This is a genomic window from Kitasatospora acidiphila (genome assembly GCF_006636205.1).
In the GTDB taxonomy this organism is placed as follows: Bacteria; Actinomycetota; Actinomycetes; order Streptomycetales; family Streptomycetaceae; genus Kitasatospora; species Kitasatospora acidiphila.
This window is the reverse complement of the sequence record NZ_VIGB01000003.1, coordinates 4,564,117-4,583,171: the sequence shown is the minus strand read 5'-3', so window position 1 is coordinate 4,583,171 and position 19,055 is coordinate 4,564,117. Positions and strand designations below refer to the sequence as shown.

At 73.4% G+C, this 19,055-nt stretch carries 15 protein-coding genes and 1 pseudogene; 4 read left to right on the top strand and 12 right to left on the bottom strand.

Annotated features, from left to right (window positions below; all coding sequences use genetic code 11):
* Positions 1 to 7: 7 nt before the first annotated feature.
* The 4 genes and pseudogenes from E6W39_RS21640 to purD form a co-directional block, all read right to left on the bottom strand.
* Positions 8 to 906: pseudogene (locus tag E6W39_RS21640) on the bottom strand (phosphoribosylaminoimidazolesuccinocarboxamide synthase).
* A 60-nt stretch (positions 907 to 966) separates the two neighbouring features.
* Positions 967 to 2,505 carry a N,N-dimethylformamidase beta subunit family domain-containing protein gene (locus E6W39_RS21635; RefSeq protein ID WP_141637877.1) on the bottom strand — a complete coding sequence of 513 codons (1,539 nt, stop codon included), beginning with the start codon at positions 2,503 to 2,505 and terminating at the stop codon, positions 967 to 969.
* A 148-nt stretch (positions 2,506 to 2,653) separates the two neighbouring features.
* The gene (locus E6W39_RS21630; RefSeq protein ID WP_141634928.1) at positions 2,654 to 4,132 is read right to left on the bottom strand and encodes a M48 family metalloprotease; all 1,479 of its coding nucleotides are present in this window, start codon (positions 4,130 to 4,132) and stop codon (positions 2,654 to 2,656) included.
* 429 nt (positions 4,133 to 4,561) lie between these two features.
* Positions 4,562 to 5,812 carry a phosphoribosylamine--glycine ligase gene (gene purD, locus E6W39_RS21625; RefSeq protein WP_141634927.1) on the bottom strand — a complete coding sequence of 417 codons (1,251 nt, stop codon included), beginning with the start codon at positions 5,810 to 5,812 and terminating at the stop codon, positions 4,562 to 4,564.
* Between the two features lie 317 nt (positions 5,813 to 6,129).
* On the opposite strand from purD, the gene E6W39_RS21620 reads away from it, so the two are divergent.
* Positions 6,130 to 6,924 (top strand): SLATT domain-containing protein, encoded by a 795-nt coding sequence (locus E6W39_RS21620; RefSeq protein ID WP_407658428.1) that lies wholly within the window; start codon positions 6,130 to 6,132, stop codon positions 6,922 to 6,924.
* Between the two features lie 116 nt (positions 6,925 to 7,040).
* Here the strand turns inward: E6W39_RS21620 and E6W39_RS21615 are convergent, their stop codons facing one another.
* From E6W39_RS21615 to E6W39_RS21605, 3 genes are all read right to left on the bottom strand, one after another.
* Positions 7,041 to 7,688, bottom strand: coding sequence for a hypothetical protein (locus E6W39_RS21615; RefSeq protein ID WP_141634926.1), 648 nt, complete (start codon positions 7,686 to 7,688; stop codon positions 7,041 to 7,043).
* A gap of 70 nt (positions 7,689 to 7,758) precedes the next feature.
* A complete protein-coding gene (locus E6W39_RS21610) occupies positions 7,759 to 8,538 on the bottom strand; it encodes a GntR family transcriptional regulator (RefSeq protein ID WP_228718273.1) in 780 nt (259 codons plus the stop codon).
* An 82-nt stretch (positions 8,539 to 8,620) separates the two neighbouring features.
* Complete coding sequence (locus E6W39_RS21605) at positions 8,621 to 9,424, bottom strand: carbon-nitrogen family hydrolase (RefSeq protein ID WP_101380740.1); 804 nt, start codon at positions 9,422 to 9,424, stop codon at positions 8,621 to 8,623.
* A 182-nt stretch (positions 9,425 to 9,606) separates the two neighbouring features.
* Between E6W39_RS21605 and E6W39_RS21600 the strand changes: the two genes are divergently transcribed.
* Entirely contained in the window at positions 9,607 to 10,443 is an 837-nt protein-coding gene (locus E6W39_RS21600; RefSeq protein WP_141634925.1) for a maleylpyruvate isomerase family mycothiol-dependent enzyme, read from the top strand.
* Between the two features lie 16 nt (positions 10,444 to 10,459).
* On the opposite strand, the gene E6W39_RS21595 is transcribed toward E6W39_RS21600, so the two are convergent.
* Both E6W39_RS21595 and E6W39_RS21590 read right to left on the bottom strand, forming a co-directional pair.
* Positions 10,460 to 11,785, bottom strand: coding sequence for an MFS transporter (locus tag E6W39_RS21595; RefSeq protein WP_141634924.1), 1,326 nt, complete (start codon positions 11,783 to 11,785; stop codon positions 10,460 to 10,462).
* Positions 11,786 to 11,850: 65 nt separating this feature from the next.
* Positions 11,851 to 13,083 (bottom strand): M64 family metallopeptidase, encoded by a 1,233-nt coding sequence (locus E6W39_RS21590; RefSeq protein WP_141634923.1) that lies wholly within the window; start codon positions 13,081 to 13,083, stop codon positions 11,851 to 11,853.
* Between the two features lie 284 nt (positions 13,084 to 13,367).
* On the opposite strand from E6W39_RS21590, the gene E6W39_RS21585 reads away from it, so the two are divergent.
* Positions 13,368 to 14,309: a hypothetical protein gene (locus E6W39_RS21585; RefSeq protein WP_141634922.1), complete on the top strand. Its 942-nt coding sequence runs from the start codon at positions 13,368 to 13,370 to the stop codon at positions 14,307 to 14,309.
* A 135-nt stretch (positions 14,310 to 14,444) separates the two neighbouring features.
* On the opposite strand, the gene E6W39_RS21580 is transcribed toward E6W39_RS21585, so the two are convergent.
* From E6W39_RS21580 to pdhA, 3 genes are read right to left on the bottom strand one after another with little or no spacing between them, the layout of a single operon-like run.
* Positions 14,445 to 15,869 (bottom strand): dihydrolipoamide acetyltransferase family protein, encoded by a 1,425-nt coding sequence (locus E6W39_RS21580; protein WP_141634921.1) that lies wholly within the window; start codon positions 15,867 to 15,869, stop codon positions 14,445 to 14,447.
* 15 nt (positions 15,870 to 15,884) lie between these two features.
* Positions 15,885 to 16,856, bottom strand: a complete 972-nt coding sequence (locus tag E6W39_RS21575) for an alpha-ketoacid dehydrogenase subunit beta (RefSeq protein ID WP_141634920.1) — start codon at positions 16,854 to 16,856, stop codon at positions 15,885 to 15,887.
* Between the two features lie 8 nt (positions 16,857 to 16,864).
* Entirely contained in the window at positions 16,865 to 18,010 is a 1,146-nt protein-coding gene (gene pdhA / locus E6W39_RS21570) for a pyruvate dehydrogenase (acetyl-transferring) E1 component subunit alpha (protein WP_181799381.1), read from the bottom strand.
* 359 nt (positions 18,011 to 18,369) lie between these two features.
* Between pdhA and E6W39_RS21565 the strand changes: the two genes are divergently transcribed.
* Positions 18,370 to 19,029: a response regulator gene (locus E6W39_RS21565; RefSeq protein ID WP_141634918.1), complete on the top strand. Its 660-nt coding sequence runs from the start codon at positions 18,370 to 18,372 to the stop codon at positions 19,027 to 19,029.
* Positions 19,030 to 19,055 lie beyond the last annotated feature (26 nt).

Below are 19,055 nucleotides of genomic sequence, written 5' to 3'. Positions count from 1 at the left end.
CCGGGGATCAGACCCACTCGGTCCCGGTGAGCCGCTCGTACACCTCGACGTACCGGGCCCGGGTGCGCTCGGCGACCTCGGCCGGCAGCACGGGCGGCGGCAGCTCGCCGTGGCGGTCCCAGCCGGACTCCGCGGAGGTCAGCCAGTTCCGCAGGATCTGCTTGTCGTACGACGGCTGGGCGCGGCCCGGCTGCCACTCCTCGGCCGGCCAGAACCGCGAGGAGTCCGGCGTCAGCACCTCGTCGCCGATCACCAACTCGCCACCGCTGAGCCCGAATTCGAACTTGGTGTCGGCCACGATGACGCCCTGCTCGCGGGCGATGTCGCGGGCCCGGGTGTAGACGGCCAGGGTGGTCTGGCGCAGCGCGGCGGCCCAGTCGGCGCCGATCTTGCGGGCCACCTCCTCGTAGGAGACGTTCTCGTCGTGCTCGCCGACCTCGGCCTTGGTGGCCGGGGTGAAGATCGGCGCGGGCAGCTCGGAGCCGTCCACCAGGCCCTCCGGCAGCGCGATGCCGCAGGCGGTCCGGCTGACCTGGTACTCGGCCAGGCCGGAGCCGGTCAGGTAGCCGCGGGCCACGCACTCCACCGGGAACATGTCCAGCGGGTCGCAGACCATGGTGCGGCCCTCCCAGTCGGCGGGGGCGCCGGGCGGCAGCTCGGTGGAGATCACGTGGTTGGGCACCAGGTCGGTGATCCGCTCGAACCACCAGAGCGAGAGCTGGGTGAGGATCCGCCCTTGTCCGGGATGTCGGTCGGCAGCACCCAGTCGAAGGCCGAGGTGCGGTCGCTGGCCACCATGACCAGCCGGCCGGCCTGGTCGCGGTAGAGCTCGCGAACCTTCCCGGTGTGGAGGTGCTCCAGGCCGGGCACCTGAACCGGCTCGGGCTTGGTGACGAATCCGCTCACAGTGGTCTCAGTCCTCAAAGATGGGGGTCACTGGACCCACTGATCTTTTCATGCGGGCACTCAACCCTCCTTGCAGACCCGGTCCAGCAGGTTGGCGGTGGCCCGCTGGATCCGCTCGTCGGTGTGGCCGGGGCGGTCCAGCGCGGGCGACCACGCGAAGGTGCCGGAGGCGAAGACGTAGGCCCCGCTGGGCGCCCGGTAGAGCGAGGTCTCCTGGTGCCGGGGGCGGCCGTCCACGTCCTGGTAGGGCGAATGGGCGAGCAGGATCCGCTCGCTGTGCACGGGCAGCGGCACCTTGGGGTAGTAGCGGTCCGCCTCGCCGGCCACCAGGCCCGGCACCTCGTCGCCGTCCCGCAGGCCGGTGCCGGCCCAGAGCCAGTGCCAGGTGTTGCCGGCCCGCAGCGGCACCGGCTGGGCCACCCGGCCCGCGTACTGCACGCCGATCAGCTGCTGCTCGGGCTCGCCCGCGTCCCGCCACAGCGCGCTGGCCGCGCCGGGCTTGCCGGCCGCCGGTGAGCCCGGCTCGACCCGCTGCCGCTTGCGGCAGTTGAGCAGCCGGTTGGGTTCGCCGGCCGGGCTCGGGGTCAGGTCGACCCGCCAGTACATGGTGTTGGCGGAGAGGAAGATCAGCGAGGTGCCGCCGTCCCGGGCCCGCTCGACGGCTCGGCGCATCGGCTCGGACCAGTACTCGTCGTGCCCGGGGAAGACCAGCGCCCGGTGCCGGGACGGCTCGACCAGGCCGGCGTGCAGGTCGGAGGCGGTGGCGTAGGACAGGTCGTAGCCGTACCGCTCGGCCCAGCGGATGAAGTCGTAGGCGTGCCCGACGTGCAGCGGCAGCCCGGCCCCGGCGTGCGGGCGGTCGAAGGAGACCGTGACGGCGGCCTGGTGCTCGCCGACCAGCGCCCCCTGCTCGTCCCAGGCGTGGTAGAGGCTGGCGCCGTGGTGGCCGTCCTCCGGGAACAGGTTGTACGCCTGCCAGGTGACGTCCGGCAGCACCAGTAGCAGCTCGGCGGCCGGGCCCGTGGTCAGCGGGTCCCGCACGGTGAACGGGATGTGGCTGCGGTGCCGCTGGTCGGCGGTGGTGAGCACGGCGACATAGGCGCCGGGCCGCCAGTGCGAGGGGATCTGCAGCCGCCAGCTGTGCCACCAGTGGTGGCAGCTGACGGTCCGGCCGACCACCAGCGGGGCCGGCTGCTGCAGGCCGGGGATCAGCGGCGAGGCCGTCATGTGCTGGGCGCCGGCGCCCGCGTAGTGGCCGATCCGGTAGACGTCGACCACGAAGTCGCGCGGCGGGTGCACGGTGACCCGCAGGTCGACCGCGCCGCCCGGGTGCACCACCCCGGCCGCGGCGAAGCCCTTGATCTGCTGCACCACGTCGTCGGAGTTGCGCGGGGTGCCGACCAGCGGGGGCGGCGGGGCGGGCAGCGGGCGCTGCCCGGGGGCGTCGGTGCTGACGTACCAGGGGATGGCGTCCTCGGTGCCCTCGAAGTAGTGATCGGGGCTGCGCAACCAGGGCAGCGGGCCCTGCCCGAACGGATCCGAGACGCCGTGCGCGAGCGTGCCGGACTCCCATCTACGACCTGACGACTCCCGGTCCACGCCGTCCCTCCCGCGGTCCCACCCGTCCGTGGCATGTGCCACGGAAAAATGCGTGTGGTCCAGCAGACCACACAGTGCCGACAGCATGTGACCCGATGTGAGCACGGGTTGACGGTGTCGGACGTCCCGATGCGTTGCCCGCCGGCCGTCAGCCCAGCCGGACCGGCTTCTCCAGCCGGATCCCGGCCGCCCCCAGCCAGCTGCGCAGCTCCGCCACCGCGCCCTGCTCCACGGCCTCCACCACCGGATCGGCCAGATCGCCCCGGCGCACCCCGCCGAGCAGCAGCACCGGGCCGTCCAGCCAGTCCAGCCCCGGCTTGCCGCCCGCGCCGTCCACCGCGGCGCAGCAGACCATCGCCGTCACGCAGTCCGCCAGCAGTTCGCGCCCCCCGCGCTCCTGCGCGCCGGGGACCGCGGGCGGCTCGCCGGCCGCCAGCACCCGGGCCAGCGCGGGCGCGCCGCCGGCCTCCAGCCGGGCCAGCAACCGGGCCAGGGTCGGCGCCGGGCGGCCCGCCGGGGCCGGGGCCACGGTGTCCAGCGCCTCCTGCAGCGCCATCGCCTGGAGCCGCCAGCCGCGGTCCACCACCTGCTCCGGGTAGTCGTCCCAGAGCAGCTCGGCGCCCTCGGGCCGGGCCGGGCCGTGGAACAGCTCGGCGGCCAGCTGCGAGACCGCCGCGTCCATCGCGCCCGGCTCCTCCAGCAGATCGCAGGCCGGACGGTCGCCGAGCCGGCTCTCGTAGCCCTCGGCCAGCCGGTCCCGGCGGGACAGCTCGGTGAGCGCGGCCGCCACCCCCGCGTTCAGCTGGGCCGGCCGGCGGCCCAGCCGCCAGGCGGGCAGCGCGACCCGGGTGAGCAGCCGGTCCCAGCCCGCGTAGGCCAGGCCCACCTGGCCCTGGGCGGCGATCCGCAGCCCGTAGTCCACCGCCCGGGCCTGCTCGGCGGCGGCCGCGGCGGCGGCCCGCTCCAGCTCGGCCGCGTAGTCCCGGCAGGCCCGCAGCAGCGCCCGGGTGATCCGGTCCAGCAGCCGGGCCGGCGGGGTGCGCCGGCCGCTGCCAAGCGCCGCGTCCAGCCCGCGGACGAACCGGCGGGCGGCGGCGATCTCCGGATCGGCCGCCGCCGCGGTGCCGGCCACCACGGGGGCCAGCAGCGCCCGCAGCTCGCCGGCCCGCATCCACCACAGGAACGGCGAACCGATCACCAGCACCGGCGCCCGGCCATGGGCCCCGGGCGGCTCCTCCAGCCAGCTGTCGCAGTCCGGGGTGAGCGCGATGGCGCCGGGCGCGGGCACCCCGAGCCGGTGCGCCAGCTCCTCGATCATCCGGTGCAGCTCGGGGGCCTGCCCCGGCTCGACCGCTATCGCCGGGGTGCTGGGCGGCACCGCGCGGGCGTGCCGGCGGATCGCGGCCAGCGCGACCAGGCCGACCAGCACCGCGAAGGCGCCGACCACCCACCGGACCACGTCCCAGCCGGACGCGTCCGGCGAACCGGGCGCGCCGATCCGGCCGGTGAACCGGCCGGCCAGCAGCACCACCGCGACGGCGGCGGGCAGCACCGCGGCCGCCCGGGCCAGGGCGCGGATCCGCAGCAGCGCCCGGGCTTGGGCACGGGCAGCGTCGAGAGCGGCCATCCGGTGCTGCACCCCCTTCGGAGTCGGACATGACCGTGCCGACCGACGATCGAATGGCCTCTCCATCCGACCGCGGACGCACTGCACAGGTGTGACGCACACGGACCAGCCGGTGTTCCGACTCGGCCGGGAATCCACCCGTCCTGGTGACACGGTCCGGTCCGGCCCGCCCCACTGAAGCTTCCCCCTCCGAGGGCGGACGCACCCGGCGGCGACCACGACAACCAGCCGAAGCGGCCCCGCGGTTCAGCGCACCCTACGGCCGCCTGGCCAGTCGCGTCAGCCGGTTGTTCCGGCATTCACTCGAAGGGCTGGAATCGGCCGTCCGTTCGCAAGCGGATCTCCGGCGGCCGGACCGGCCCGGGAAATGCCGAGGGGCGCTGCGTCCATGGGGGTGTCCCCGGAACGCAGCGCCCCTCGGCGCGGCCGCTACTGGGCGGCGGCCTTCAGCGCGATGTCGGTGCGGTGCTGGGAGCCCGCCAGGCGGATCTCGGCGACCCCCTGGTAGGCCCGCTCCCGGGCCTGGGCCAGGTCCTTGCCGATCGCGGTGACCGAGAGCACCCGGCCGCCGGCGCTGACCACCCGGCCCTGCTCGTCCGCCTTGGTGCCCGCGTGCAGCACCCAGGCGGTGCCGTCGGCGGCCTCCGCCTCGGCCAGGCCCTCGATCACGTCACCGGTGCGCGGCGCGGCCGGGTAGCCCTCGGACGCCACCACCACGGTGACGGCGGCCTCCTCTGACCAGCGCAGCGGCTCCAGGTCGGCCAGCGTGGCGTTGGCGGCGGCCAGCAGCACGCCCGCCAGCGGGGTGCGCAGCCGGGCCAGCACCACCTGGGTCTCCGGGTCGCCGAACCGGGCGTTGAACTCGATCACCCGGGTGCCGCGCGAGGTGAGTGCCAGGCCCGCGTAGAGCAGGCCGGAGAACGGGGTGCCGCGGCGGCGCAGCTCGTCCACGGTGGGCTGCAGGACGGTGTCCAGCACCTCCTGGACCAGGCCGGCCGGGGCCCACGGCAGCGGCGAGTAGGCGCCCATGCCGCCGGTGTTCGGGCCGGCGTCGCCGTCCAGCGCCCGCTTGAAGTCCTGGGCCGGCTGGAGCGGGAGCACGGTGGTGCCGTCGGTGATGGCGAACAGCGAGACCTCGGGGCCGTCCAGGTACTCCTCGATCACCACCCGGTCGCAGGCGGCGGCGTGGGCCAGCGCGGCGGTGCGGTCGGCGGTGACCACCACGCCCTTGCCGGCCGCCAGGCCGTCGTCCTTGACCACGTAGGGCGCGCCGAAGGCGTCCAGCGCCTCGGCGGCCTCCTCCGGGGTGGTGCAGACGTAGGAGCGGGCGGTGGGCACGCCGGCGCCGGCCATCACGTCCTTGGCGAACGCCTTGGAGCCCTCCAGCTGGGCGGCCTCGGAGGACGGGCCGAAGACCGGGATGCCGGCCGCCCGCAGCGGATCGGCGACGCCGGCGACCAGCGGCGCCTCGGGGCCGACCACCACCAGGTCGGCGGCCAGCCGCTCGGCCAGCGCGGTCACGGCGGTGCCGTCCAGCTGGTCGACCGGGTGGACCGTGGCCAGCCGGGCGATCCCGGCGTTGCCCGGGGCGCAGTGCAGCTCGGTGACAGCGGGATCTTGGGACAGGGAGCGGCACAGGGCGTGTTCGCGGGCGCCGCCGCCGATGACGAGGACCTTCACGCTTGGCAAGGGTAGCCGGTGGCCCGATCCCGCTGGTCGACCGGGCTGTGCGAAGCTCCAGCGATCATGCGTGCGGTCCAGTGTGCGGCTGTGTGTTCGACCAGTCGGTAAATCGGGTCAGGTTCGCGGCGGCTCGGGCCCTCGCTCGGATGAGTGAAACCGGCTCGACTTCCGGAACCGGTCCACCACCGTGTTCTGACGCCTTTTCGGGTAACGATCAGTCTGGAAGTCCGACGCGGTCAGCCATTTGGCGGTAAGAAGTGCTGTTGGATACCCAGCAGAGCCCGACAACCAGGCCCGTCAAGGGAGCCCCACAGGTGAGCCAGCCCGAAATGCAGCCCGAGGAAAGTCCCTGGGGCAAGGACATCGGCGAGGAGGACCAGCCCACCACGACCACCGGCAGCGGCCGGGACCGGGCGGCCACCCGTCGTCGTGCGGATCTGAGCGCCCGCCAGTTCCCGCTGGGGGACTGGGGGGAGCCCGCCGAGCGCCTGGAGGAGCTGTACCGCTGGTCCGAGGAGCGGGCCGTCGAGGCGATCGAGTGGTACCGCCGCGACCGGGTCTGGAAGCGCCGCTGGGCTCGGGTGCTGCGGTTCGGCACGGCCGTGTTCGGGGTGGCCGGGGTGACGCTGCCGCTGGTCCAGCTCACCGGGCGGTTCGGGCACGCGGCCGCCTGGGGCTACGTGGCGCTGGCGCTGGCGGTCGGCTGCCTGGCCGCCGACCGGGTGTTCGGGTGCAGCTCCGGCTGGATGCGGGACGTCAGCACCGCGCAGGCGCTGCAACGGCGCCTGGAGGCCTTCCAGTTCGACTGGGCCTCGGAGTGCGTGCGGGAGGTGCTCGGGCCGACCGAGGGCACCGCGGGCGAGGCGGCCGAGCGCTGCCTCGGGGTGCTGCGGCGGTTCTGCGAGGACGTCTCGGAGCTGGTCCGCGGCGAGACCTCGGAGTGGATGCTGGAGTTCCGGGCCCGGATGACCCAGCTGCCCACCCAGGCGCCCGGCAGCTGGGGGAGCCGCCCCGAGGGCGGGGTGCCGGCCCAGGTGCGGGTGCTGCCGCCGCCCGGGACCAGGCCGACCATGCCGCGGCAGCGGCCGCCGGAGGGCGGACTGCGCTGAGCGGGCGCTGCTCGGTTGCCCGAGCGGTTGCCTGAGCGGATGCCCGAGCGGATGCCCGAGCGGATGCCCGAGCGGATGCCCGAGCGGATGCCTGCTCGATCGCCTGAGCGGCCGGCTCAGGCGAACACCACCATCGACCCCTGGGTCAGGCTGCGGGTCGCCGCCGCGTACAGCCCCGCCCAGGCGTGCCGCTCCCGCGCGTAGGGGTGCAGGTCGTCCAGCGGCGGGGCGAACGGCTGCTCGAGAACGGTCGGGCCGAGCGGTCGGGTCGGCCCCGGCGGGTTCAGCGGGTCGATGCCCAGCGCCGGGGCGATCGCCTGCAGCTCGCGCAGCAGCCCGTAGGAGGAGCCCAGCGGCCCACCGGAGGCCAGCAGCGTCTGGTCCACCAGCGGCACCGCGAAGTCGATCGGCACATAGGCCCCGGCGTGGTCGAAGTGCCAGACCAGGTGCGACTGCTCGGCGCTGGACTCGAACATCTCCAGCAGCTGCTCGTAGTCGCCGCCCAGCGCGTCCACCGGGGTCAGCTGGAAGCCGGTCAGCTGCAGCAGGTAGGCACGGCGCAGGAAGTGCAGCGAGTCGTAGTCGAAGGCGGCGATCGGCTCCACCTCGCCGGTGACCCCCGGCGCGAACTCGTACACCGGCACCGGCGGCAGGCCGCGCGCGGCGAGCGCCGCGTTGTAGACCGCCAGCTCCTCGCGGAACGGGTTCTCGGGGCTGTGGCTCAGTACGTCCACCAGCGGTACGAGCCAGAGGTCGCAGGCCACGGGCCGCTTCATCCTCTCCGGTCAACTAGCAGCGGGCAACGCCGGCCGGCTGCTCGACGCTCGGACCACCCTACCGGCCCGACGTCGGATCCGGAGTGGGCAGCGGACCGGGCAGAGCACCGGTCGGCTCGGCGGTGAGCAGCCCCAGCACGGCGACCGAGTCCAGTGACTCCCCGGCCAACTCGGCCAGCAGCCGCACGGTGAACAGGTTGTAGTCGTTCATCATCCGGTGGACGCCGGAGAGGTCCTGGTCCGCGATCCGCTCGACCAGCTCGGTGTGCCTGGTCCAGCAGACCCCGGCCAGCTCGCCCTGGGCCCGCAGGTAGGGGGCGGCGAACATCCAGGACTGCACCCGCAGCCAGTCCAGGTAGTCGGCGATCCGGCGGTTCTCCAGGAAGACCGTCATCTCCTGCCAGAACCGGCGGTCGCAGCCGACCATCACGTCCAGCTGCCCGGCCCGGGCGGCCCGGGTGGCCGCCTCGGCGCGGCGGCGCAGCGAGCCGAGCCGCGACCAGTCGTAGCCGGGCGGCCGCAGCGCCAGCTGCCGGAAGGCGCTGTCGGTGAGCATGGCGCGGGCCTCGAAGATCTCCAGGAAATCGGCCCAGCCGAACTCCGGCACGGTGAAGCCGCGGTGGTGCTCGGCCCGCAGCAGGCCCTGGGCGGCCAGGTCGACCAGGGCCTCCCGGGCCGGGGTGGCGGAGACCCCGTAGAGCTCGGCGATCTCCTTGACGGTGAAGTTGCTGCCCGCCGCCAGCCGACCGGCCATCAGCTCCTCGCGGAGCGCCCCGGCGATCTGCTCGCGCAGGCTGTTGCGCTGGATCGGCAGACGGCCCGCCCGGATGACGACCACAGCACACCTCCTCCGACGTTCCAGGGCCAGGATCGAGGAGCCATCCTCTCAAACCCGACCGTCAGGGGGTCCGCCCCGACCGTCAGGGGGTCCGCTGCACCGGCGCGGGGATGCCGAGCAGCCGGTCGCGGTGGACCGGGAACTCCTGGCGCGTCCTGGCCACCTCCGCCGGATCGAACTCGACGGTCAGCACCTCCTCGCCGGCCCCCGCCTCGGCCAGCACCCGGCCCCACGGGTCCACCACCACGCTGTAGCCGGCCTGCTCGACGCCGGCGTGGGTGCCCGCGGTGTTGCAGGCCAGCACGTACGCCTGCTCCTCCACCGCGCGTGCCCTGGCCAGCAGGCTCCAGTGGTCGCGGCGCCGGGCCGGCCAGGCGGCGGGGACCACCAGCAGCTCGGCCCCGGCGTCCAGCAGCGCCCGGAACAGCTCGGGGAACCGCAGGTCGTAGCAGGTGGCGAGCCCCAGGGTGCCGAAGTCGGTGGCGGCGGTGACGATCTCCTGCCCGGCGCCCATCGCCACCGCCTCGCCGCTGTCGAAGCCGAAGCGGTGGATCTTGCGGTAGGTGTGCACCAGCTCGCCGCTGGGCGAGAAGACCAGCGAGGTGTTGTAGATCGGGCCGTCCGGATCGCGCTCCACGATCGATCCGGCGTGCAGCCAGACGCCCGCCGCCGCGGCCGCCGCCGACATCGCGTCAGAGGTCGGCCCGTCGAGCGGCTCGGCACCGGCTGACCAGGTGTCAGTGGCGAACCCGCCGAGCGCCCAGAGCTCGGGCAGCACCACCAGATCGGCGCCCTGCTGGGCGCGCACCAGGGCGGCCGCGCGGGCCCGCCGCTCGGCCGCCGGCTCGTCGTCGGCTACCGCGAGTTGGATCAATGAGGCGCGCACACTACCACCGTCCACGTCATGAGACCTACGATCGTCACCCGAAAGCGCTGCCCTGCTCTCTCAGGCAGCGTAACGTGCGGTTAGCGCGTGCGCCCGGAAGCTTCGAAACCCGCCCGGCGCGGGGGCCGGACGCGCGGGCGGTGCAGTCGAGGGATGGCCGGAGCCGGAGAGACAAGGACACTGTGACCGACAATCAGGTCGTCCAGACCTACACGGATGCCTGGACGCATTCCATCGAATCCATATCGGAACTACTGGCCCTGCTGCCCGCCGACTCCTGGAACCGGCCCACCGAGTGCCCCGGCTGGTCGGTGCGCGACGTCGTCTCGCACGTGATCGCCGTCGAGTCCGAGCTGCTCGGCGATCCCCGGCCGATCCACTCCCTCCCCCGCGACCTGTTCCACGTCAAGAACGACGTGCAGCGCTACCTGGAGCTCCCGGTCGACAAGCGCCGCTGCCACACCGCACCGGAGATGACGGCTGAGCTGGAGTACGTGATCATCCGCCGGTCCCGGGCGCTGCGCAACGCCACCACCGGGCCGGACGACACCGTCGGCTTCCCGGCCGGGCCGTTCAGCTACGACCTGCCCTACCAGGAGCTGCTGCGCCGCCGGGTGCTGGACGTCTGGGTGCACGAGCAGGACCTGCGCCGCGCCCTGCAGCTGCCCGGCAACCTGGACTCCCCGGCCGCCCAGGTCGCCCGGGACCTGCTGCTGGCGGGGCTGCCCAAGGTGGTCGCCAAGGCGGCGGGCGCGCCGGCCGGCAGCACCGTGGTGGTCGACGTCACCGGCCCGCTGGAGTTCCTGCGCACCGTCCGGGTCGACGCCACCGGGCGCGGCTCGATCGACTCCCAGGTCAGCCTGGGCCCCGACGTGCAGCTCACGGTCGGCTGGGAGGACTACCTGCGGCTGGCCACCGGCCGGGTGCGGGCCGACGGCCTGCCGGCCGGCGCGCTCACGGTGGACGGCGACCGGGAGCTGGCCGACCGGATCCTGGCGAGCTTCTCGCTGACCCCGTGACCGGTGCGCCGGGTGGTCAGGAGGCGACCGCCCGGCGCAGCCGCAGGATCATCACCGTGCCCAGCAGCAGCGGCGCGTAGAGCCAGCAGAAGGCCAGCCGGAACGCGCCCGCCGAGTAGGTCCCGGCGCCCCCGGACGCCGCGTCGAGCAGCACCCCGACGCCGAGCAGGGTCACCATGGTGGCCAGGAACCCGCCCATGTTGGCGATCCCGGAGGCGGTGCCCAGCCGGTGCCCCGGGTTGTAGGCGCGGGCGTAGTCGAGGCCGACCAGCGAGGCCGGGCCGTTGCTGCCCATCACCAGGATGAGCAGCACGATCAGCCAGAGCGGCGGGTGCCCGCCCGGCCAGGCCAGCGCCGCGCCCCAGCACACCCCGGTGGCGGCGATCACGGTGAGCGTGATCGGCATCCGGGCCGCCGCCGACCTGGAGAGCAGCCGGCCGAAGAGCAGGCCGAAGGCCATGGTGCTGGCCACCAGCACGGTGAGCAGCCCGGCCGCCGAGCCGCGGCTCATGCCCTGCCCCTCCACCAGGTAGGGCAGGCCCCAGAGCAGCGAGAAGGCGTTGCCCGGGAACTGGGTGGTGAAGTGCACCCACAGGCCCAGCCGGGTGCCCGGCTCCCGCCAGCAGTGCCGGATCTGGGTCAGCAGCGGGGGCCGGTCGACGGCGGGCGCGGGCACGGCGCCGGGGGCTGCCGAGCCCACTGGCGCCTCCCGGAGCAGCAGCACGACCAGGGCGAACACACCGGCGCCGAGCACCGCGACGGCGCTGAAGGTGGCGGTCCAGCCCTGGCTGTGCAGGGCCTGCGCCAGCACCGCCGTGGAGACCAGGTTGCCGCCCATCCCGGCCAGCCCGGTCAGCTGGGCGACCAGCGGGTTCTGCGCCGCCGGGAACCAGCGCGCGGCGACCCGCAGCACGCTGATGAAGGTCATCGCGTCGCCGCAGCCGATCACCGCGCGGGAGGCCAGCGCGGGCCCGAAGGCGCTGCTGAGCGCGAAGGCCAGCTGCCCGGCGCTGAGCAGCACCACCCCGGCGAGCAGCACCCGGCGCGGCCCGAACCGGTCGACCAGCAGCCCGACCGGGATCTGCATCGCCGCGTAGACCAGCACCTGGAGGATGGAGAAGGCGGAGAGCGCCGAGGCGCCGATGCCGAACCGGTGGGCCGCGTCCAGCCCGGCGACGCCCAGGCTGGTGCGGTGGATCACCGCCAGGACGTAGACGCTGACGGCGACGGACCAGGCGAGCCAGGCGGCTCGGCCGCCCGGTGGACCGTCGGGCGCGGGCAGTTCGGCGGAGGGGACGGGGACGGTGCGAGCGGCGGGGCGGGCGACGGGGTCCACGGGCATAGTGCGCCCAGACTAGTCATCCCATCATTCGATGCTTAGGTCGGGTACACGCCATTCCCACCGGCTCAGCCGGTCAGCACCCAGGTCGCCGTCCGGGTCATGTGCCGGGCGCGGAACGCCTCGTCGCGCACCCAGTCCGTGGTGTCCCGCACGGTCGCGGTCACGGTGGACCGCTGGCCGGGCTGCAGGCCCAGCACGGCGGGCTCGAACCAGGTGTGGTCCGGCGCCGGGGAGGAGACGGTGTGCCCGTCCACCCGCCACTCCACCTCCAGGTGGCGGCCGCCGGTCAGTTCGAGCGGATGGACCGTCAACCGCGGGTGCCCGCTGAGCTGCCCCGGCACCGGATCGGCGCCGTCCAGCGGGGAGACCCGGCGGTAGATCTGCTCGATGATCGCCTCCCGGGAGGGCAGGTTGTAGCTGCCGCCCAGGGTGCGCATCACCGAGTCGGAAGTCGGCCGGTAGGTGCCGTTGACGCTGCGGTAGGCGTCCACCACGCCACCGCCGTCCGGGGATTCGGCGCCCAGCCAGCGCCACCACTTGGTGTGGTCGTGGCGCATCGCGTCGGCGCCGCGGTCGGAGAGGTTGGGGTAGTCGGTGTCGCCCGGCGCGCTGTCGTACTCGTCGCCGAGTTCGCCGACGGTGTGGCCGATCTCGTGCTGGATGATCCGGCCCGCGTCGAGGCTGCCGCCGGCCAGCGTGGTCACCCCGGTGCCGCCGGCCCCGCCGTACTCGGTGGAGTTGGCCAGCGCGATCAGGTACTGCGGGCCGCCGCCGGTGCCGGCGTAGCGGGCGGTGGCGGACTCGTCGGCGCACAGCAGCCGGGCGGTGCCGTCACACCAGAAGTGCATCCCCAGCGGGGTGCCCGGGCGTTGTCCGCGGGTGTCCGACTCGGCGATCCCGGAGGTGTCGGAGACCAGGTCGACCCGCCGTATGTTGAAGAAGCCCTGGTAGCTGTGGAACGGCTCGATCGCCATCACGGCGCGCCAGGTCTGGTCCGCCTGCTGCTGGAACAGCCCCTGCTGGGCCTCGGTGTAGCCGTCGCCGAGCAGCACCAGGGTGATCCGGTTGGCCGGGTCGCCGGTGCGCCGGATGTCCACCGTCGGGGCCGCGCCCAGTCCGTGCAGCCGGGCCGACTGCGCGGCGCTACCGGGCGGCGGGACGGCGCGGCCGGGGAGCAGGCCGAGGGAGTCGAGTGACGCCGGATCGGCGAGCCCGGCCAGGGCGGGCGCCACGGCGGTGGCGAGCAGGACCAGCGCGGCCAGGCTCCGGACGAGGCGGCCAGGACTCCCAGACGTCATCGGATCGTCCTCGGTGCTCCGGTCACCCGGCGGGCGCTCGGGTGGGGGATTGCTCAGGAGTACCCGGCCAGTACTGATAATCAGATTTTTCGGTACATATCTCACCCACCTGGCCCACGGCCGAAGTGCTCGAAAAGCTTTTTCGAGCCACCTGCAACCTCCGCCGGTGATGCGCGTCCATGAGAGTGAAGGCACGGAGAGCGGGACCGGCGAGACCGGGGGGACCAGCGCCGGGCGTCTTCACCCAACTCACCACCGGCACCAGGCCCTTGAAGGAGCGCGCCATGCGCATGCCCGTAATCTCCGGTTTTGCGAAGAACATCCCCGCCCGCCGCACGCTGGCCACCGCCGCCGCAACGGTCGTCCTGGGCGTTGCGCTGCCCGTGCTCAGCGGCGGCACGCCGGCGTGGGCGTGCGGGGACCCACGTCTGGACGGCGCCAAGGACGTGCCGTGGAGCACCCCCGGCGTCAACCCCGCCAGCAAGTTCCTGCGCAACATGCCGAGCAGCATCAGCGCCGACGGCAAGTGGCACGAGATCGCCATCGAGCTGCGCAACCAGACCGGCCACGGCTATGACAACGCCCGCCCGACCCTCGGCTTCGCCGACCCGAAGCACGACTTGCTGCGCGGCAAGGACATCCAGGTGCAGGCGTGGCAGGGGGACGACAGCCGGCGAAGCCTGCCGCTGCTCCCCGGCTGCGCCTCGCTGGGGGAGGTGGAGATCGACACCTCGTCCCTGGGGCAGCACATCGACAACAACGGGGCCGCGCTGTACCGGTTCCTGGTCAAGCTCTCGCCGAACAGCTCCGCGTCGCTGTCCCAGCTGGTGGTGGTGACCGACGGGTTGGCCGACCACACGACCACCGGGGGCAGCAGCGACCTGGCCACCCTCCAGGTCGAGCACCCGGACGCGACCGACCCGAGCCCGGCGCCCGGCAGCGGCACCGGAACCGGCAAGCCGACCACCAAGCCCAGCGGCAAGCCGACCGCCAAGCCCACCGAGTCCGCCACCCCGACGGCGGCACCCGTGGCCGCCACCTCGGCGGCCCCGAGCTCCGCGCCCACCGCCGAGCCGAGCGGCACCGCCACCACCCCCGGCACCGAGCGGCTGGCCTACACCGGCGGCGGGGACACCTCCTGGACCCTGGTCGCCGCCGGCAGCGCCCTGCTGGCCTCCGGCGCCGCCGCGCTGGCCTTCGCCCGCCGCCGCGCCGCCCGCCGCTGACCCGGCCGCCGCTCGGTCGGCCGGCGCAGAGAACGCCAGCGCCCGGTCGGCCTCGGTCGGCCGCCGAACGCCCGAGGGCCCCGCATCCGGTTCGTCTCACCGGATGCGGGGCCCTCGAGTGGTTCTGACGGTCCGTCAGCTCCAGGTGATCAGCCGCTTGGGCTTCTCCAGGATGGCGGCCACGTCGGCCAGCACCTTGGAGCCCAACTCGCCGTCGACCAGGCGGTGGTCGAAGGAGAGCGCCAGCGTGGTCACCTGGCGGGGCACCACCCGGCCCTTGTGCACCCAGGGCAGCTCCCGCACCGCGCCGAAGGCGAGGATGGCCGCCTCGCCCGGGTTGAGGATCGGGGTGCCGGTGTCGACGCCGAAGACGCCGACGTTGGTGATGGTGATGGTGCCGCCGGTCATCGCGGCCGGCGAGGTCTTGCCCTGCCGGGCGGTCTCGATGAGCGCGCCCAGCTCGGCGCCCAAGGCGGGCAGCGTGAGCGCACCGGCGTTCTTGATGTTCGGCACGATCAGGCCGCGCGGGGTGGCCGCCGCGATGCCCAGGTTCACCTGGCCCTTGACCACGATCTCCTGGTTGGCCTCGTCCCAGGCGGCGTTGATCTCCGGATAGCGCTTGACCGCGGTGATCAGCGCCCGGGCGACCAGCAGCAGCGGGGAGACCCGCACGCCGGCGCCCAGCTCGCCGCTCTCCTTGAGCTCGCGCACCAGCTTCATCGTGCGGGTCACGTCGACCTGCACGAACTCGGTCACGTGCGGTGCGGTGAAGGCGGAGGAGACCATCGCCTGCGCGGTGGCCTTGCGCACGCCCTTGATCGGGACGCGCACGTCCAGGCCGGTGGCCAGCGGAGCGGCCGGCGCCTCGACCACCGGTGCGGCCTCGGCGACGGGCGCCTCGACCACCGGCGCGGCCGGCTGCGGTGCCGGGGCGGCGGCCGCGTGCACGTCCTCGCGGGTGATGATGCCGTCCTTGCCGGTCGGCACCACGGTGTGCAGGTCGACGCCGAGGTCCTTGGCCAGCTTGCGCACCGGTGGCTTGGCCAGCGGGCGCTCGGTGACCTGGGCCGCGGCGACCGGAGCGGGTGCGGCGGCCGGGGCCGGCGCGGCAACGGGAGCCGGGGCGGCGGCGACCGGAGCGGCAGCGGCGGGCGCCGCCGCGGTGCGCCGGGCCCGGCGCTGCACCGCACCGGTGCGCGGGCCGTAGCCGACCAGCACCTCGCGGCGCTCCGGCTCGGCCTCCTCGGCCTCGGCCGGCGCAGCGGCCGGAGCCGCAGCGACCGGAGCCTGGTCGGGCGCGCCGCCGGCCACCGCGACCGCGATGATCGCGGTGCCCACGTCGACCGTGGTGCCCTCGGGGAAGTGCAGGGCCTCGACCGTCCCGTTGAACGGGATGGGCAGCTCGACGGCGGCCTTGGCGGTCTCCACCTCGCAGACGATCTGCCCGTCCGTCACGGTGTCACCCGGCTGGACGTACCACTTGAGGATCTCGGCCTCGGTCAGCCCCTCGCCGACGTCGGGCATCTTGAACTCACGGAGTGAGCGAACTTCGGTGGTCATGAACCCACTCCCTTCTCAGAACGCCAGCGCGCGGTCGACGGCGTCCAGCACCCGGTCCAGGTCGGGCAGGAACTGCTCCTCGACGCGGGACGGCGGGTACGGCGCGAAGTAGCCGCCGACCCGCAGGATCGGCGCCTCCAGGTGGTAGAAGCACTGCTCGGTGAGCCGGGCGGCCAGCTCGGCGCCCATGCCCATGAAGACCGGTGCCTCGTGGACCACCACGGCCCGGCCGGTGCGCTTGACCGACTCCGCCAGGGTGGCGAAGTCCACCGGGGAGAGCGAGCGCAGGTCGACCACCTCGATGCGGTGCCCGTCCTGCTCGGCGACCGCGGCGACCTCCAGGCAGGTCTTCACCATCGGCCCGTAGGCCAGCAGGGTCAGGTCGGTGCCGGGGCGGACCACCTTGGCGGTGTGCAGGTCGAGCGCGGGGGCCGCGCTGATCTCCGCCTTGTCCCAGTAGCGGGCCTTGGGCTCCAGGAAGATGACCGGGTCGTCGGACTCCACCGACTGCCGCAGCATCCAGTACGCGTCGTCCGGGTTGGACGGGGTGACCACCCGCAGACCGGCGGTGTGCGCGAAGTAGGCCTCGTGCGACTCGCTGTGGTGCTCGACGGCACCGATGCCGCCCGCGTACGGGATCCGGACGGTGACCGGCATCTTGACGTGCCCGAGCGCGCGGGCGTGCATCTTGGCCAGCTGGGTGACGATCTGGTCGAAGGCCGGGTAGACGAAGCCGTCGAACTGGATCTCCACGATCGGCCGGTAGCCGCGCAGGGCCAGACCGATCGCGGTGCCCATGATCCCGGACTCGGCGAGCGGGGTGTCGATCACCCGGTCCTCGCCGAAGTCCTTCTGCAGGCCGTCGGTGACTCGGAAGACACCGCCCAGCTTGCCGACGTCCTCACCCATGATCACGGTCTTGGGGTCGGTCTCCAGGCATTTGCGCAGGCCCTCGTTGATGGCCTTCGACATGGTGAGCTTGGACATGTTCGGACTTACTCCCCACCCTCGAACGACTGCGCGTAGGCCACGTATTCGGCCCGTTCCTCGGCGACCAGGGCGTGCGGCTCGGCGTACACGTGGTCGAAGATCAGGGTCGGGTCCGGGTCCGGCATCGAGCGGACGCCCTCGCGGACCCGCAGGCCCAGCGCCTCGCTCTCGGCGTCGACCGCCGCGAAGAACTCCTCGTCCGCCAGGCCCTCCTTCTCCAGGTGGGCGCGCAGGCGCGCGATCGGGTCCTTGGCCTTCCAGGCCTCGGTCTCCTCGCTGGAGCGGTAGCGGGTCGGGTCGTCCGAGGTGGTGTGCGCGCCCATCCGGTAGGTGAACGCCTCGATCAGCACCGGGCCGCCGCCGTTGCGGGCCCGGTCCAGCGCCCAGCGGGTGACCGCGAGGCAGGCCAGCACGTCGTTGCCGTCCACCCGCACGCCCGGGAAGCCGAAGCCGGAGGCCCGGCGGTACAGCGGGATCTTGGTCTGGTTGATGGTCGGCTCGGAGATCGCCCACTGGTTGTTCTGGCAGAAGAACACCACCGGCGCGTTGTACACCGAGGCGAAGGTGAAGGCCTCGTTGACGTCGCCCTGGCTGGAGGCGCCGTCGCCGAAGTAGGCGATCACCGCGTCCTCAGCGCCGTCCTTGGTGATGCCCATCGCGTAGCCCGTCGCGTGCAGCGTCTGGGAGCCGATCACGATGGTGTAGAGGTGGAAGTTCTTCTCGTTCGGGTCCCAACCGCCGTGGTTCACGCCGCGGAACATCCCGAGCAGGTTGAGCGGGTCCACCCCGCGGCACCAGGCGACGCCGTGCTCACGGTAGGTGGGGAAGGCGTAGTCGCCCTCGCGCATCGCGCGGCCGCTGCCGACCTGGGCCGCCTCCTGGCCGAGCAGCGAGGCCCACAGGCCCAGTTCGCCCTGGCGCTGCAGCGCGGTGGCCTCGCCGTCGAACCGGCGCACCAGGACCAGGTCCCGGTAGAGGGCGCGCAACTCCTCCGGGCTGACGGTGAGCGGGAACTCGGGGTTCTCCACCCGGTCGCCCTCGGGCGTCAGCAGCTGGATGAGCTCAGCGGGGGCGTCCTGCCCGGTACGGGCACTGTCGGGGACGCCGGGGGCGGCCTTCTTGCGCGCCCTCGACGTGCTTTTGACGGTCACGTTCACTCCTCGGTCTGTCCGGCCGCCCGGGGTCGCCGGTGCCGGTCCGGTCACCTCCGCGCTCGGCGCACTGGGTGAGCGGCCGATGACGTGGCAGGCGGTGATCCTTTGCCGACGGCTTTCCCACGAGAACGTTACCCAGCGAGCGCGTTGGGCGCTCCTGCGCTAGGACGTCCTACTTTTTCCGACCAGGTGGGGCTGGAACCGGGTAGCGGGCAGCCTCCCGGGGGTGCACGTCAGGACACCTGCGCACGCTATCCGGGCGCGGCGTTTCGCGTAAGGGGGTTGATCGGACAGATTGTGCGGACGGGCGGTGCGGGCGATAGATCATCCCTGTGGGGGTATGGGAGCATTTGCCAATGGGCGAAAACGGGCAAATCAGGGTTTTCCTACTGGATGATCATGAGGTCGTCCGGCGCGGAGTGCGTGAGCTCCTGTCCGGAGAAGCGGACATCGAGGTGGTCGGGGAGGCCGGCACCGCCGCCGAGGCGCTCAGCCGGATTCCCGCGGTGCTGCCGGACGTCGCGGTACTGGATGTGAGGCTACCGGACGGTAACGGAGTTGAGGTCTGCCGCGAGATCCGCTCGCGCCACCCCGACGTCCGCTGCCTGATGCTCACCTCGTTCTCCGACGACGAGGCGCTCTTCGACTCGATCATGGCCGGCGCCTCCGGTTACGTGCTCAAGGCGATCCGCGGCACCGACCTGCTCTCCGCGGTGCGCGACGTGGCGGCCGGCAAGTCGCTGCTCGACCCGGCGGCCACCTCGCGGGTGCTGGAGCGGCTGCGCACCGGCGGCGAGCCGGAGGACGAGAAGCTGGCCCAACTCACCAAGCAGGAGCGGCGGATCCTGGATCTGATCGGCGAAGGCATGACGAACCGCCAGATCGGCAACGAACTGCACCTCGCCGAGAAGACGGTGAAGAACTACGTCTCCAGCCTGCTGTCCAAGCTCGGCATGGAGCGGCGCACCCAGGCGGCCGCCTATGTCGCACGACTGGGCACGGACCAGCAGCACTGAGGCAGCTTTCGATCACCGCTTGGGCA